This window comes from Ruegeria sp. D6, from assembly GCF_056534365.1.
In genome coordinates this window covers 710687-726061 of record NZ_JBQFPH010000002.1, presented here as the reverse complement: position 1 = coordinate 726061, position 15375 = coordinate 710687, and the positions used below count along the sequence as shown (strand labels likewise).

Annotated in this window: 12 protein-coding genes and 1 riboswitch; of the genes, 2 read left to right on the top strand and 10 right to left on the bottom strand. The window is 56.1% G+C overall.

The features are described 5' to 3' along the window. Positions 1 to 27: 27 nt before the first annotated feature. Entirely contained in the window at positions 28 to 2370 is a 2343-nt protein-coding gene (locus ACR0A1_RS11090) for a heavy metal translocating P-type ATPase (RefSeq protein WP_480867475.1), read from the bottom strand. 185 nt (positions 2371 to 2555) lie between these two features. Here ACR0A1_RS11090 and ACR0A1_RS11085 point away from each other — a divergent pair, with 185 nt between their 5' ends. Then, on the top strand, positions 2556 to 2828 hold the full coding sequence (locus ACR0A1_RS11085; RefSeq protein WP_170392939.1) for a hypothetical protein: 273 nt from the start codon (positions 2556 to 2558) through the stop codon (positions 2826 to 2828). A 41-nt stretch (positions 2829 to 2869) separates the two neighbouring features. On the opposite strand, the gene ACR0A1_RS11080 is transcribed toward ACR0A1_RS11085, so the two are convergent. Further along, positions 2870 to 3532, bottom strand: a complete 663-nt coding sequence (locus tag ACR0A1_RS11080; protein ID WP_170402530.1) for a L,D-transpeptidase — start codon at positions 3530 to 3532, stop codon at positions 2870 to 2872. Between the two features lie 215 nt (positions 3533 to 3747). Beyond that, a riboswitch (cobalamin riboswitch) is annotated at positions 3748 to 3960 on the top strand. Positions 3961 to 4036: 76 nt separating this feature from the next. On the opposite strand from ACR0A1_RS11080, the gene ACR0A1_RS11075 reads away from it, so the two are divergent. Continuing rightward, on the top strand, positions 4037 to 4720 hold the full coding sequence (locus ACR0A1_RS11075) for an energy-coupling factor ABC transporter permease (protein ID WP_480867472.1): 684 nt from the start codon (positions 4037 to 4039) through the stop codon (positions 4718 to 4720). 105 nt (positions 4721 to 4825) lie between these two features. Here ACR0A1_RS11075 and ACR0A1_RS11070 read toward each other — a convergent pair whose 3' ends face one another. From ACR0A1_RS11070 to ACR0A1_RS11035, 8 genes are all read right to left on the bottom strand, one after another. Next, a complete protein-coding gene (locus ACR0A1_RS11070) occupies positions 4826 to 5449 on the bottom strand; it encodes a transglutaminase-like cysteine peptidase (RefSeq protein WP_480790560.1) in 624 nt (207 codons plus the stop codon). Between the two features lie 504 nt (positions 5450 to 5953). Further along, on the bottom strand, positions 5954 to 7375 hold the full coding sequence (locus ACR0A1_RS11065; protein ID WP_480867470.1) for an AMP-binding protein: 1422 nt from the start codon (positions 7373 to 7375) through the stop codon (positions 5954 to 5956). Beyond that, positions 7368 to 8213, bottom strand: coding sequence for a hypothetical protein (locus ACR0A1_RS11060; protein ID WP_480867468.1), 846 nt, complete (start codon positions 8211 to 8213; stop codon positions 7368 to 7370). The genes ACR0A1_RS11065 and ACR0A1_RS11060 overlap by 8 nt, the downstream gene beginning before the upstream one ends. Beyond that, positions 8210 to 9541 (bottom strand): hypothetical protein, encoded by a 1332-nt coding sequence (locus ACR0A1_RS11055; protein ID WP_480867466.1) that lies wholly within the window; start codon positions 9539 to 9541, stop codon positions 8210 to 8212. The genes ACR0A1_RS11060 and ACR0A1_RS11055 overlap by 4 nt, the downstream gene beginning before the upstream one ends. Next, positions 9538 to 10638 carry a DUF3419 family protein gene (locus tag ACR0A1_RS11050; RefSeq protein WP_170513244.1) on the bottom strand — a complete coding sequence of 367 codons (1101 nt, stop codon included), beginning with the start codon at positions 10636 to 10638 and terminating at the stop codon, positions 9538 to 9540. The genes ACR0A1_RS11055 and ACR0A1_RS11050 overlap by 4 nt, the downstream gene beginning before the upstream one ends. Then, a complete protein-coding gene (locus ACR0A1_RS11045) occupies positions 10631 to 13087 on the bottom strand; it encodes a PEP/pyruvate-binding domain-containing protein (protein WP_480867464.1) in 2457 nt (818 codons plus the stop codon). The genes ACR0A1_RS11050 and ACR0A1_RS11045 overlap by 8 nt, the downstream gene beginning before the upstream one ends. Then, positions 13084 to 13995 (bottom strand): UbiA family prenyltransferase, encoded by a 912-nt coding sequence (locus ACR0A1_RS11040; RefSeq protein WP_480867462.1) that lies wholly within the window; start codon positions 13993 to 13995, stop codon positions 13084 to 13086. Before ACR0A1_RS11040 ends, ACR0A1_RS11045 begins: the two co-directional genes overlap by 4 nt. Beyond that, positions 13992 to 15230: a hydroxymethylglutaryl-CoA reductase gene (locus tag ACR0A1_RS11035; RefSeq protein WP_480503650.1), complete on the bottom strand. Its 1239-nt coding sequence runs from the start codon at positions 15228 to 15230 to the stop codon at positions 13992 to 13994. Before ACR0A1_RS11035 ends, ACR0A1_RS11040 begins: the two co-directional genes overlap by 4 nt. Positions 15231 to 15375: the final 145 nt, after the last annotated feature.

The following is a 15375-nucleotide window of genomic DNA, read 5'->3' as shown; positions in this document are numbered from 1 at the left end:
ACGCGATCTTAGGTTCCGCGCGCCTGATTACTGCCCATGCGCCAATTCAGCATTTTCACCTGGCGTTCCAACGGTTTCTGTTCCTGTTGAGTGTATGTTACCCTCCGAGGCTTTCAGAAGCCGCAAGGCGTTAGCCACGACCAGCAAGGACACTCCGACATCTGCGGCGATTGCACCCCACATTGATGCCAATCCAAAACCGGTAAGGGTCACAAACAGTGCTTTGGTCGCAAGTGAGAAGCCGATGTTCTGACGGATGATCGACATGGTTCGACGTGAATGATCGATCAGCCAGGGTACTTTGCCGATGTCATCAGTCATCAGAGCAATGTCTGCAGTCTCAATAGCAGCATCAGATCCAACTGCACCCATCGCAACTGCATAATGTGCCCGAGCCATCGCAGGCGCGTCGTTGACGCCATCGCCGATCATCGCAACCATCTCGTGCTGTTCTGCCAGTTCCTCAATCGCAGCGACTTTGTCCTCCGGCAGAAGTTGGGCCCGGACTTCGTCGATGCCGACTTCGGCTGCTACCGCTCTCGCTGTTTGTTCGTTGTCACCAGTCAGCATGATGATTGACTCCACGTCCTGCGCATGAAGCCGGGCAACGATGCTTCGGGCTTCGGGTCGAATGCGGTCCCGCAGCTCAAGCAAACCGGTTAACCCGTTCTCATCCCCGACAACAACAAGTGTGCTTCCCGCGTTTTCGATTTGGTTGCGCAACTCGGCAGGGATGGACGCGCCAAAGCCTTTCTCTACAGCGAAGCGGTCGGAGCCAAGCCAGATATCTCCACGCTCGGTACGGCCTTCCAGACCACGACCGGGAACGGTTCGGATGTCTTCAGCCGCCGATATCAAAATGTCGGTCTGTTCTGCCCGGGTCAAAATGGCGCGGGCCAGCGGGTGTGAAGACCGAACCTCGAGGCTTGCAGCGTTCGCCAACAGCTCCTGCTCGGATGCGGCGCCCAGCGGATAGACATTGGCCACTTCAGGCTCGCCCATGGTGATCGTGCCTGTCTTGTCCATGGCCAGTGCGGTGGTACGCCCGGGGGCCTCGATATATGCGCCGCCCTTAATCAGAACCCCAGCCCGGGCCGAAGCGGTCAAAGCCGCAACGATTGAAACCGGTGTGGAAATGACGAGCGCACAGGGGCAGGCGATAACCAGCAGAACAAGTGCATTGTAAAACCAGAAGCCCCACGATGCGCCAAATACAAGCGGTGGGATCAGGGCGATGGCCACTGCGACGACCATAACGATGGGCGTATAAATCCGCGCAAATTTTGTAACCCACTGCTCAACCGGCGCACGGCGAGCATGAGCATCACCGACCATCCGGATGATCTTGGCAAGCACGGTGTCTGACGCTGTTTTCGTCGCACGTATTTTGAGGGTGCCTTCACCATTGATTGTGCCGGCATAGACCTCATCACCCAGCTCTTTGGGAATCAGCGCGCTTTCACCTGTGATTGGAGCCTGGTCAACGGCACCGGCCCCTTCGATGACTTCCCCGTCAAGTGGAATGCGATCCCCACCGCGAACGATGAAGCTGTCACCGACAAAGACATCCGCCGCCGGGACCGTTGCCTCAGAACCGTCAGCACGAACCAGCCGAACCGTCGGGGGGGCCAGATCAAGCAGCGCGGATACCGCGTTCCGAGCACGTCCGACACTCCAGCTTTCCAGATAAAGAGAGAGCGAGAAGAAAAATGCTACAGTTGCGGCTTCAAAAAACTCACCCAGAGCGATGGCACCAGCGACGGCAACAACCATCAAAAGGTTCATATCCGGCGAAAGTCGACGCGCCGAAGACCAGGCCTTAGGGGCCACCAGCCAGACGCCAAACAAGATCGCGACCGCGAACAAAGCTGCCTCGGGCAAAGGCATCGGAACCTCACCATGTCCCGAAAACAGCCCGAGCGCACCGCCCATGCCTGTTTCGAAAATGTGCCAGCCAAAACCCGCTGCCCAAAACCCTCCGCTGAGGGTGGTGAACTGCCGCTGACGCGCGATATGCGCCGCCTGGTCCTGAGCGGCATTTCCGTCATCCCATGGTTTGGCGGTCATACCAGTACTGGCAACCAGCAGCATGACATCTTCGTCAGATATCTTGGCAGCACTTTCAAGAAGCGTCATTCGACCGTTGATGACATCAAATGCGAGATGCTCTTCACCACCAACTTTCGGGCCGATAACCCGGTTCAGGATCGCAACCTCTTCGGCGCAATCAAGGCCAGAGACCTGAAAGCTTCTGCCACCTTCAGGAATTGGACCGGCGGGGGCGATGTCGCCACACCCGCCGCTACCGCATGCGTGGTGACCATGTTTGTTTCCGTGGCCATGGTCGTGGCTATGGGTATCGGATGACATGATTGGACCTCAAGAATCTCTATGGTCCTTTGTAAATAGTTCCTACAGTAACTAGAGCTTCAATACCTTTTATTTTTTTTCATCCGGGTTCTTTGCCTGCGATATTGTTAGTTCATTTCGTCTTGCGGGCCGGCCGTGTGGATGCAATCTAATTGCAGATGACGCAAAAAATTTGGAACAGATCAATGCAGAAACGGATCGCAATTACCATCACGTTAGTCTCGATTACGGCTGGTTGCTCAGCCCAGTTCACTGGGGCCAAAAGCAAAGCACTTGAACCAGGCAACGTGCCAGATTCGGTCGTAGCGCTGGCAGGGCCGGCGCAGGATTTGACCACAGCGCGCCTCCTGCCCGAAGACAATTGCTTTTGGTATGAGCACAGCGGACCCGTCGAGACGACATTGGTACCATTGCGCGCGACGAATGGCGCTCCGATCTGCATTGCGCGCGACGCCTGATCGAAATGAGGGCAGCGACGTCCATGTACGCTGCCCAATATTCATGAGCGGGCTGTGACGCTATCTTCGGCAGAGTATAGGAAAGCGGTCGAGCCGGTTTTCACGTTTGGGTAGAGGTCATTGATATGAGCCATGATCATTCGCACACATCCAGAACTTGCGCGACCGCCGATGCTTCTTGGCTCAGGCGTGCCGTGAATTCTGAGATATGTGTCTCGGTCTCCAACGTATAGATAAAGGGCACGAGAGCCGAGAGCATTATTCGGCCCGGGCTCCATGCCATTCCGGAATTCCGCGTATTCGGGGTTGCGCTCGATCATTGAAGCGGTTGGTGTCCAGTGTGGCCATTCGACCTTTCGGCGGATAACATAGGTGCCGGGCTCGTAAAGATTCCCACGCGCGATCGCTACGCCATAGCGCATTGCGGTCCCGCCTTCTTCGATATGATAGAGATAGCGCGCGACGGCATCCACATGGATGTCACCTGGAACCAAACCATCATTTGCCGCGACGCGTCTTGGTAAAAAACGGTCATGAACACCCCACGGATTTGAGGTCATTGGATCGTAACCAATTGGCGTGACCTGACTGTCCCAATAGGTCTTCTGCGATGCGGTTGGCCAGGTTTTGGCGATCAATGGACTGGCCGCAGACGCCGAGAACAGCGCTGTGGTGGATTGAATGAAATGGCGCCTTGTAAGCATAGGTCTCGTCCTGGTTCACAAGTTTAACGTATTTGGATCGCACTATCGCGAATTAATCCGAATCTTAAAGCCTCTAGCAGCTAGAGCTTCAAGAGGTTTCAGGTAACGCTTGGTTTACCCTGTCGATCAAGTGACCGGTTGCGTGAATCCTGCTTCGGTCGAGTTTACATTGGAATAGGTCGCAAAGACAATTGACACAGGCGAAGCCGCCATTGTAGCGGTGAATTGTTTTCGGTTCCTGATGGCTGAAGCCAAAAGGATTAAAAGGGAATACGGTTCGGTGTTTTCAATGGCGCCAATTCCGTAACTGCCCCCGCAACTGTGAGCGGAGAGCGATGCCAAGACACCACTGGTTCGTAATGGAACCGGGAAGGTTGGCGGAGCGAGCACCCGCGAGTCAGGAGACCTGCCGTAAAGCGCCGGGCTATGCCCAGACTGAACCTGTCGGCCTTACGGTCGATTCAACCTGACAAGCCGCCGGGTGAGGCGGTAGGGAGAAAGAACATGCATATCGAACCGGGCATCGTGAATGGTGCCAAAATCGCGCTTTCCTATGTTACCGCCGCAGGTGCGGCTATTTACGCAGCGAAAGAAACGTTTTCCACATTGCGTGCGAATGGACCTGCATCTTTTGTTATGCGCTCGGTGCTCGCCACCGTTGGGGTTTTCCTTTTCTTCGAAGTCCTGCCGCATTTCCCGGTTGGTGTCTCTGAAGTCCACTTCATCCTGGGGTCGACGCTGTTTCTGCTTCTCGGTGCTGCACCCGCGGCTTTTGGATTGGCAGCTGGTCTCCTGATTCAGGGTGTGTTTTTTGCCCCGTTCGATCTTCCGCAGTACTTCATCAACCTGACCACTCTGCTGGTGCCGCTATTTGCGCTACAAGCACTGGCCAGCCGCATCATCGCACCCGGCACAGCATATGTTGACCTCAAATATGGCCAAGCTCTTGCCCTAAGTGCGACGTATCAGGGAGGAGTAGTCGCATGGGTTGGGTTCTGGGCCTTCTACGGCCAGGGTTTCGGCGCAGAAACCATGGCGTCGGTTCTGTCCTTTGGCGGTGCTTATATGCTGGTAATTGTCATTGAGCCGATTGCTGATCTGGCAGTGCTTGCGGCAGCCAAGGCGATGCGCGGTTTGAACACTACAGGTCTGGTGACTCCGCGTTTGTACAACGCTGCGAAAGCTTGACCAAAGTTTGAAGCGGTGTCCTAAACTTGGGTTGCTGCGAAACAACCAGTAGCCGCAGGACCAAAATTTTATTGTGGCGCGTCTCTAGGGCGCGCCACATTGTTTTTAGCCGCTAGAAACCTGTACCCAACGATCAGGGTGATTTGGGTCCTGTATTCGTAGGAAAAGATACCTCGTTTCCTTCCACGATTTGATCCTGTTGGTGACATTGTCCAGAATCAAATCGCCTTCACTCGAGCGATAAACTAAAACTGCATGGCCACTGCGATTGGTGTCTAAGACAGTCGCAATAAGTAGCTTCGTAGGATCCAAGCCGTTCTGCATTAGTTCAAACTTCTTTTGCAAAGCGAAATCTTCGCAATCCCCTGACCCCTGCATTGGTAGTGTCCAGTATTCCTTTGTCCCGTATTGGTTTTGATCCGAAACGGCGCGGATCCTCCGATTGACGCGCAAGTTAATCGCTTTAACGATCTGTTTCTCCCGCGCTTCTGGCAGACCAGAAGTACGAGTATTCGCGCACGCCCACGAATAATCTTTGCAGAGTGATTTGGCACCCGATGGCGCCTGAACCTCTCTATCTAGTTTGATCCAGGGAAGCTCAGAAGCTTGCAATGAAGCGGCGGAGACAAGGTAGCTGCATATGATACAGGCCAACGATAGATAAACTGGTAACCTTTCCGAGATTTTTTTCTGAGCGGAAGTAGGTTTTGTCATATCTGCTTTCCCCATACTCGTTTCTCCTGGGTATCTGAAGCTACCGAGCCAAGAGAACTCTATTTCAATCTTTTATGTTCATCGACGCATTACAACAGCTTATTCAATTTAAAATGCAGAGCAGCAAAGTTCGCGAGCGCGCAGTTTTTAGTCGTGATTGTGTGCGTGAGCTTAATTGAGATTCTTGCAGCGGCATAGAAGAAAGCCGGCTAGTAGTTCTGGGTTAGAAACGCTTGAGGTTTGGGACGGATTTGGATGACGCGTCAAGCTGAACATCTTTGTGCAATGACATGGGTATCAACCGTTCGCCGGGGCGCACCCTAACAGTGTATCTGCGATTATATGTTTCATGCGGCCAGATGTAACTGGCAATTGCAGATTTCCCCTGACCAAGGTGTGCAGGTTTTGATTGGAAATTCTAAAACAATGACTTCGTCGCTACACTCAGTCCTCTGTTAACGCGCACAGCGACGGGAGCGATGAGTTGGGCAGGCTCAGTGGCCTACGAGCCATATTGCGTCAGGTTTCTATTATGCGTGTAAGTTTCGTACGATCGACTTTGGAGGCATGACGCTTGTCCATAGGAATGTGCTTAATCGAAATCACATTTGGAACGTCAAAACCAAGCGCAGATTTAGTCCAATCGTCGATGTGATCCGCGGAACCTTGGACGCAAAGTGTGGGGCCTGCTTTGGTATTGACGAGCGCGCATCGATCTACACCTGGCCATCGCTGTGCGGCGACTTCGATAGCAAAGGGGAAGAGCGTACCTGAAAAGACTTCAATTTCGGACCCGACGCGCCCCCATAACCATAAACGCCCGTCATCATCCAGCGCGCCAGCGTCACCGGTCCGGTGCCAAATGACGTCACCTTCCTTGATTTTGTTGTTCTTTGAGTGGGTCGGGGTCAAATACCCGTCATTCACATGTGCGCCGGCGACCTGAATTTCATTGTCGCGGATGCGGAGCGTGATTTCGGGCACCGGGTATCCCACAAGAAGACCCCTTCCAACAGCCATGTCGCGGTGATCCTTCACCGAGATATCCGCGGCGTCGAGATGGGCAATCGGTTCAGCCTCGGTCGACCCATAAACGCACACAACCGACAGGCTGTGCCGGGTTCTCAACGCCTCGACAAGATTCGGAAACACCGGGCCGCCGCCGGTGAACACCGTGTGCAATGGCCCGGTATCCTCGGATTGAACCAGTTTTTCACATAGCGATGGTGGGATGAGGGCCCGGGTGATCTGTTGCGTTTGAAGCCAGCTTTCCAACTGCACCGGCGACAATTGGTCCAGCTTGCTGAACCTCCAGTTGGGCAGAACACTTGTGCGCCCGGCCGCCAGATTGATCAGGGTGAACACCGGAAAGGCCACCAGATCGCGCTCGGCCTTGCGGCTGTCGAGGAGGGGTGCGATGGCATCGTGCTGCGCCATCAGAAACGCGTGCGAGCGCGGAATGGCCTTGGGCTGGCCGGTTGTACCAGAAGTAAAGGAAATAAGGGCGATATCGTCCGGTTGTACCTTTTGCGCCACCGGGTTGCTGCGGCTTTTACCAGGCGTCAGCAGGGGCAATGCCCAGAGATCCGGAACCAGAAACTTCAGCAAAGAATACGCACCCGCTGCACAGAACGCTTTTGGCTTCGTTGTTCGGGCGGCGTGGCGCAGACCGGCCAGCCCCAAGGCTGGCTCTGGTAAGACAACGGTTGCGCCAAGGGTCCAAAGCGCAGCCAGACTTGCATATAGGTCCGCGTTGACTGGCATGGCCAAAAGCACACGATCACCTGACTGGATACCCTTGTCCTGCCACCGACCTGCCAAGTGCTGAACGCGCGTGTGCAGGGTTTGAAAGGTGATCTCGCGGCCCTTGCTGTCCACTATGGCTGTCCGGTCAGGAACCCGTTTAACCGCCGCGGCGAATTGGGACAGTAGGTCAGTCATTCAGTTTCCGTCCAAGCAAAGTATAGCGCCGGAATATTGTCGCGCCTTCCGCTGCACTGCGCTCGGCGGAGGTGTTGTCATCATGGATCAGCGCATGAATGGCGGTTTCGTACCCCATCTTGAGCGCCGCCTTGTGAAACCGGTGAGCCAGATGCCGTCCGGCGCCCGGTTCGAGACTTGCATAGGTCTTGAGGATTGCGGATGCCGGATTGGGGCCTTCGGCATAATTGGGAATGCCAAACAGAAACCCGGCCAATGTCCCGTCATGGCGGCGCGCAAAAAGGATCAGGTCGGGCTTCATCATCGGCACAACTGGCATATACATGGCCAGAAAATCTGCCTCGGCAATCGGCTTGTAGAACGCGTTGTTTGAGAACGCACGGGTTGAAAGTTTAAAGACCTGACGAAACAGGGCCTCGGGGTCTGTTCCATCCCATTCTTCCACGACAAAACCATTGGTTTCTGGCGGTGCTGATCCAGCGGCGGTCCGCAACGGCACCCGGGCCGAAAAATACCGGCTGATCTCTGTAAATCCTGCCGACTGGAAAACCCCCGGCTCATGAAGTTTGTTGGTAGGCTCCATCAGGAACGGAGCGGACCCGTCGCTATCCGAGACGAACCGGTAACTGTGCCAGGTATCGCCTGACATCGGCCCGATGATGCGATCCAGGCCTGCGTCTTGCACCCTCTCGATCCCTTTGCGCAGGATTTCGGCACCGGCTTCGGACGTTTTGCAGGAAAAATCGCCGAAGGTCGCAGCGGGAACGCCGTCCCAGTTCGGACCGTTCAAATAAACGGTCAGCTTTGCATCCGCTGTTTTGATTGTCTCTTTGGTCATGAAACGACTCCGGTAAAGTACCCTGCACCAAGCGATCCAGCAACGATCCAAACGTAGTAAATCAAGGGCAGGGTGAGGGCCAACAGTGTCAACCTGAGCACTCGGTCTTTTTCGAACCAATGTGGTCGGAGCAGCGGCACTGCGACTGTACAAAATAGCGACAACAGGGCCAGAATCGTCAGTGGTTCGGCCCAGTTCGACTGTTCAGAATTCATGGAAACAGCCCAAGCCCGAATGAAATAAAGGACAGCCGCAGCAAGCGGCATCAAAATAGGAATAGGACGCAGCGCCACAGCAGTGAGCCCCATAGCCAACCCCATCGCACTGAGCCCAAAAAAGGAAACTGCATCCCATCCCGTTGCATTTCCCACCGCAAGCCAACCAAATCCCAAAAGCCCCAAGGCGGCTATGATATCCAGATCGGGGTACTTACTGTCACTAGGAGAAGCGGTACGCGCCCAGCCATGTGCGGCAAGAACCATGATCGGCAGTACTGTGTTCTGCAGCTTTGCGGCGGCCAGCAGCAAAAAAACCGCGACAACATAGACACGGGTCGCATGTTTGGTCAGGCCCAGTTTGGTTCCCACTACGCCGAAACTGGCAAGGGCGGCAAAGAACATGGCGGCCAACAGCGCGAGCTCTGCCAAAGAGCTGAAATAGTGGCCGTTTAGGAAAATCAACAAGCCAAGCGGCAGGAACAGGTTGTCAAACCCGCGCCAGCTTTGTGCCTCGACTAATGTACCAAAAGCCGCAACCATAAGGCACAACATCATGATGTTAGATGGCGGGAGTTTCGATAAGAACAAAAAGCAGATGATCGCAACCAATAGTGTTACGACAAAAAACACCACTGATCCTTCTAAGCTCTTGTCGCCATCTTCTACCACGTAGCGTTTGGTTCCATACGTGGTCCCGGCAAGCGCAGCGGCTGCATCCGCGAGTGTCAGAACGGCGATTGGCAGTATGTAGAACAGCGTGTTTTCCCCGGCTAGCAGAAAGCAAAGCCCAACTGACAGGGCGAGCAGAAAGTCGCCGTAGGACGTACGATCCACACCATGCAAAGTTGCACCCAGACCCGACGAAAAACGAGGCAGGCGCAGCACCAGCATCACCAGGATTGTGGCCGCAATCAGCATGTAAACCGGCCAGCGATCGGGAAACAACCAGGGCAGCAACAACGCAAAGAGGCCGGTGCTGACATGCATAAGCTTGCGCTGCACTTCGGGTTTCAGGCCCGCTGTATTAGCCAGATTGCGTATAATCATCATTACGCCGACCAGAGCCAGCACCGACCCCGCCGCCAGCAGAATCTGCCCAATAACAGTCACGGTTGAAACTCTTCGACGACGAAATCCGAATAGAAGAATGCCATGTCGCGGGCCTTCTGCTGTGTTTCGATGTCGGTCAGGGTTTCAACCTTGTTTCTGAATTCCGGCGGAACCCTCCGGGGTGCCATCATGTTCCAATAGACTAGTCGGGCATTTGGCTCTGCAGCGGTCAGGATCGACCCGTAAACCTGATGGAAGGTCTCGGGCGACATGTACTCGAAGATGTCGGACAGGTTGAATCCTCTGGCTTTTTCGTCGGTCGACACAAAAGCCTCAAGCGATCCAAGGCGGATGTCGAGACGATCCAACCGGGATCGGATTGTCTCATAATGCTCGGAACGCCACGCCATCGGCAGCGCGTCGCCATGATCGCCTTTGAGAATCCAGTGCAGATAGGGATTTTGCGAGGGATCGGTGGTGACTCCCGCATGACGGATGCGGCGGGCGACATGTTGGGCCGGGCTACCCTCTACATGGTCGAAAAACGCACTGTCCCGGCCCATGCGGCCCATGACGAGGCGAGAGAAGAAGATGTTCAGCAAAAGACGCCATCGCACCGTGTTGAACCGCGTGTCGAAGAATGTCAGTCGCTCTGCGGGCGAGCGGGGAACAAACACTGCGTCGATGGTTCGGCGTGAATGCACAAGAGGCAGTAGCCAAGTTCGAAAGATGCGAAAATAGCGCTCGAACTTGCCGACGCCACCGATGCCGTGTTTTTCGACTTCCGTGATCAGAGTCCGCCAGAAAGCGCGCGTTTCGGCATCTGTGGCTTCCAAAACCTGGTTCAGCAATGCGCCCCGTCGGGTACTTCGCCGCGAGCCGGTGAGTTCAATGAATTCGGGATGGGTCAGCACTTTATAGGCCGCGATCCTGAGCTTAAGGCAGGCGATCTGGGCCGGTGAAAGATCCAGAACGACAATGCGCGCGGGATCGAGTGTCAGCATTGCCAGCGCATTATCCCCGGCAGAGCAGATGGAGACCAATGTCTTGCCCGCACAATCGCCCAGGGCGGAGGTGAGAACATCCGCGTCTTCCCACAGTTGGGCATAGCGGATATGGTCGAAATCCGCCTTTTTCTCAATCTCACTGCTATCCATCGCACCGCTCCACCGCGCCGCTTGCCCCGTCGACCCGGATCATCTCACCATCTTCGATCCAGTTGGTTGCGCCTTTCAAACCAACCACGCAGGGGATACCCAGTTCGCGTGCGACAATCGCAGAATGTGACAACAGAGACCCCCGTTCGACGACGATGGCGGATGCGTTCGAGAATACGGCGATCCAGCCCGGATCGGTGTGGCGCGCCACGAGTATATCTCCGGGGTTTAAGGCCTCGGTGCGCGGGTCGCGGATCACGCGCGCGCGCGCCTTGATCTGACCTGCAGAACAACCTGTGCCGTGCTTCATCCGTGCAGTGTCCGCCTCCGCTTCTGCGTTCTCGGACCAAACCGGGGCGATGGCGGGGCCACGGATTTCGATGCGTTCCGGCGGATCTGGGCGTCGGGACGAGGCTTCGTCTTCCAGTTTGCGCTGCGCAACGATGCCTTTCAGATCAGGTGACAGGCTATAACCTTCGACTGCTCCGAGAACTTCATGTGTTGTCAGGAAGAATACATCCTTTGGCGATGAAAGCAGGTCACGGGCAGCGAATTCGCGGCCGATGCCCAGAAACACGCGCCGCGCATAACCAAATATGCGCGTGCGTTCAAAGCGCAGGTTTTCACGGTCGCGCACCCGCGCCTTGGTCCAGCCTAAAATCCATTTGGCGAAGTACCGTTGGAGTGGGTTTGACGGAAACAGAGCCTTCCAGTCCGGTTCATCGCCGTCCTGACGCCCGGAAGGTGGACGTTCAGCGCTGGCTGCAATGGCCAGCAACAGACTGGTCGGGTCATCGCGTAACGGAACGCTTTCCAGCTTGAGCTCTTCCGTACACCGGTCGCCGAACTTCTCAAGATACGCATCAACCTCGGCTTCGATTTGCCGGTGTCCTGACAAAACCGACAGATGTGCATTGGCCTTCAAAGGAGCGGCAAGCCCTGCCTGCCGAACCAACTCTCCCATCCGGGCGATGCGTTGCGCGGGTTCCGCCGAAACGATATCACCTTGCCCGATCATGAGGTCGTTGTGCAGGGTCAACCCGGCCTCGCCCAGCCACTTTTGCAACAGGTTGCGCGAGCCGCCAAAGGCAATCATGCACAGGAAATCGTTGATCAGCGGGGCATCCCACCGATCCAGCAGAGTGCTTTCAATGCGCCGGTATTCCGCAGCCAGTTGGGTCGCGTTAGAGGCATCCACGTTCAGCCCCGTCTGTAATATGTCGTTCAGCCTGCGGTAAAAATCACGCCGGGTCTGCGGTAGGCGGATGGCCTGCCAGATCAGGCCGCCCGCAACCTTGGCCAGTTTCGCGTACTCCACGATCTTGTGCCAGCCGGTGGTGGGGGGTGGGGCAAGAGCATCCGTGACCTCACGCGGCATCGGTTCAGAAACGCCCATCATCGTTTCCATATAGTCGCGGTTCAGTGAAAACCCGGGCAACAGTGCCAGCGCGCGATACCAGTTGATCAGATTGTAATAGGCGCGCCCGTCCACCCGCCCCAGTAAATTGTCAAACACAGTGGGGTTCAGCGCGACCGTGTGCCGGGACACGCCCAGCAGCCTAACGAAAGCGCGATATACCTGAGAATACACGTGCAGGGCAAAGGAATAAGTCAGCGGGCTGACGATGCCCGGATAGCTTTCGACGATATTGGAATTGTCGAAAATGGTAAGCGTCTGATCTTCGAGCGGGGCAGGGCGCAGGGCCGTGGTGATCGGCCGGGCCTGCAGAATATGCAGCCCTTGCGCATCAATGGCCCATTCGATGTCCTGAGGAGAACCGAATAACGCCTCGGCCTTTCGGGCGAGGGCCGCGATGGATCGCGCCTCCGTGACGGTCAAATGTGCAGGGGCGTCAGGAGCGCTTTCCGGTACGCCATCTGCATCGATGACCCAGTCTTCTCCGTCCGCTTCCCCTGACACAAGCTGCTCTGCAAGCCCGTCAATCGCTGAGATCACGACCACATCGCGCCGGCCACTGACCGGATCGGCGGAAAAGGCTACCCCGGCCGCTTTGGCATCGATCATGCGTTGCACGATGATCGCGGGGGCCTCGGCCTCGCCGCCGGATTTGACCGCGCGGTAGGTTTCGACCGTTGATGAGAAACCGGATTGCCAAACCTGCTTGGCCGCCGCGATCACACTCTTGCCGGGAACATTCAGGACCGTTGCGAACTGTCCCGCATGGCTGTGGTCCACGGCATCTTCGGACTGGCCAGAACTGCGTACCGCGTAAGGCCCGGACCCGAGTGTTTCAAGCGCGCTGGACACAGCCAGTCGCAGGCCTTTTTGCGCGATCGGGCCCGATTGCCCCATACGAAACGCGTCATTTGTGATGACAAAGAATGCGGGCGGGGAAAACCCGTGCTGTGTCAGATGCGACAGGGCTGCCGCTTTGCCTCCAACCACAGAGATGTCATTGGCATCCATTTGGTCGACGATGAAAGTCATGCTACGGCTCCGATCAGGTAGGGTAGGAAACCAGCCGTGGCATAGCAAAAAAATACCCACAGACCGGAAACAGTGTCCATCCTGTTTTGTGCTTTCACAGTGGGTGTCTGACCGTAGTGGAATACAGCAACCCCGCAGGGAACCAGCGCCAGTGTGCCGATCAGGGCGCTTGGCCAGCCAACCCCGCTGGCGCTGCCTGTGCCGACGAGAAGCGCGTAGGATAGCAGAATGCAGCCGATCCAGATACGTCCTGCTAGGCGCGGACCCCATTTGGAGGAATAGGTGTCGACCCCTTCAATCTCGTTTTCGGGCGCCCACAGTTTGCGCCCGATCTCAAGGACGCAGCCATTCACAAAGGACAACGCCAGGAACAGCCATAGTGAGGGTGCTGCGCCGCCTGCCGGCAGCCATTCGAGGCCAGTCAGCAATAGATCGATCAAGGGCATGATTGCCATGTGGCTTAGCAGGTACAGAACCGGCCGGGCCTTCAGCCAGGCCGGGACACCGAATTCAACTGTCATCGCAGCGAGCCAGATCCAAACCGCGCCCAACAGCCACAAAACCGACGGGTGCCAGAACCAGGAAGCCGCAAGTGCAATTGGAATGGTCAGTAAGCCCAAGCTCAAAACTTCGCCTGGTGAGACCAATCCGCGTGGGATTGGCCTGTTGGGTCGGTAACGTCGGTCATCCTCGGCGTCTTTGAACTCGTCACAGACCCGCATCTGGAAGAACAGCGCCATGGCCAGCACAAAACCGGCGGCAAAGGCAGGCCACTCGGGCAAGGGGCGGTCTGCCAGACGGGCAGACACACAAATGCTGGCCGAGGAAAACACCAGCAGCAGGGGGACGGTTTTCTTAAGCGGAAAGCGCTCGGATTGGTAAATCCAAAATCGGTTCTGAAAGCTCATCTGTGGCGGGCCAGACTTTCATGGGCGCGGGTGAAATGACCGGCAGCAATCGCGGCGACAATGGAGATTTCGCCGCATAAGCACGTGGCCGCAGCAACTTCGGCCAAAGCCGTGCCACACCCGCTGCCCCGTAGACCGAGTATGTTCAGCGCTGCTGCCTGGCTTGGCAAACCGGTTCCGCCGCCGACCGAGCCGACAAGGATATTCGGAAGCGTAACCGAGCAGAATAGATCGCCGCCCCTAGGTTCCATACGCGTGACGCCCATTGCACTTTCGGCAACGCAGGCCGCGTCCTGTCCGGTTGCGATATAGAACGCAGCCAGCCCGTTGGCATAATGCGCCTGTGCGCCAAACTGGCCAGACAAATGTGCGCCCAGATTGGCGACACGGCCATAGTCCAGCATCGCCTCGACCGTCGTTCCCAGTGTCTTTTCGACAATCTCAGCCGGAAGCGTAACCGAGGCGCTGACTTTCCGCCCGCGCCCCGTCACCAACCCCAGCGCCGAGGCCTTTTTGTCGCCCGAGAAATTACCTTCGACATACCAGTTCTCAATCGCAACAGGACAGCTATCCGTGATTGCGTGGCAAAGGGCGTCGGTGGCGATGGTCACCATGTTCTGACCTGCAGCATCACCAGTGGTATAGCGGCAAATCAGGAAAACGACGTTGGTGTCAATGAATGGCTCCAGCGATACAAGCTTGCCATGACGGGTCGTCGCTTCGGCCGCAGATTTGAGCCTGTCAACATTGGTCACCACCCAATCCACAAATTGCCCCGCTCTTAGCAGGCTATCGAACACAAAGGCCGGGGTCCGCAGCACGCCTTCGTATAAAACAGCGGTACTGATACCGCCCGACCGAGCGGCGGCGTAGGCGCCCCGGGCATAAGATGCGACCAGCGCTGCCTCGGTTGTTGCGAGGGGGACATGAAAGTCGCCGTTGGCGTTCATTCCGTTCAGGCGTAAGGGGCCAATAACCCCGACTGGAAGCTTAACCGTCCCGATGAAATTCTCGATATTGGCGCCATAGGTTTCGGCATCTTCGATAGCCGCCGAATCTGCAATTTGTGCCTGATCCTTGTCGCTGGCCGTTGGTTTCAACTTCTCCCAGAATCGTGCGACCATCTCCTTGGTCGGCTTGCGAGATGGGCGTAAGGTTGAAAACTCTGCATCGCTTGGCGCCATCTGCTGAGGTATCTGGTCAGCATCAAATCGTGCTTTTATGCGTTGAAGCATTTCCCGGACATGAAACGGAATTACCAATAGCGCGCTCCAATAGATTTTCTGTGCAACGCTGTTGCAATCAAAAACCGCTGCGAGGCAAGTTATCAGTCGTTTGATCGAAATCCAGTCAAATGTTCATCGATCAAGTGTTTGATCC

Bases quoted from the DNA above. Each gene is read 5' to 3' on its own strand.
- ACR0A1_RS11035 (WP_480503650.1), bottom strand. From the start codon at position 15,230: ATGCTTCAACGCATAAAAGCACGATTTGATGCTGACCAGATACCTCAG.
- ACR0A1_RS11080 (WP_170402530.1), bottom strand. From the start codon at position 3,532: ATGCTTACAAGGCGCCATTTCATTCAATCCACCACAGCGCTGTTCTCG.
- ACR0A1_RS11065 (WP_480867470.1), bottom strand. From the start codon at position 7,375: ATGACTGACCTACTGTCCCAATTCGCCGCGGCGGTTAAACGGGTTCCT.
- ACR0A1_RS11050 (WP_170513244.1), bottom strand. From the start codon at position 10,638: ATGGATAGCAGTGAGATTGAGAAAAAGGCGGATTTCGACCATATCCGC.
- ACR0A1_RS11075 (WP_480867472.1), top strand. From the start codon at position 4,037: ATGCATATCGAACCGGGCATCGTGAATGGTGCCAAAATCGCGCTTTCC.
- ACR0A1_RS11040 (WP_480867462.1), bottom strand. From the start codon at position 13,995: ATGAGCTTTCAGAACCGATTTTGGATTTACCAATCCGAGCGCTTTCCG.
- ACR0A1_RS11090 (WP_480867475.1), bottom strand. From the start codon at position 2,370: ATGTCATCCGATACCCATAGCCACGACCATGGCCACGGAAACAAACAT.
- ACR0A1_RS11045 (WP_480867464.1), bottom strand. From the start codon at position 13,087: ATGACTTTCATCGTCGACCAAATGGATGCCAATGACATCTCTGTGGTT.
- ACR0A1_RS11060 (WP_480867468.1), bottom strand. From the start codon at position 8,213: ATGACCAAAGAGACAATCAAAACAGCGGATGCAAAGCTGACCGTTTAT.
- ACR0A1_RS11070 (WP_480790560.1), bottom strand. From the start codon at position 5,449: ATGGGGAAAGCAGATATGACAAAACCTACTTCCGCTCAGAAAAAAATC.
- ACR0A1_RS11085 (WP_170392939.1), top strand. From the start codon at position 2,556: ATGCAGAAACGGATCGCAATTACCATCACGTTAGTCTCGATTACGGCT.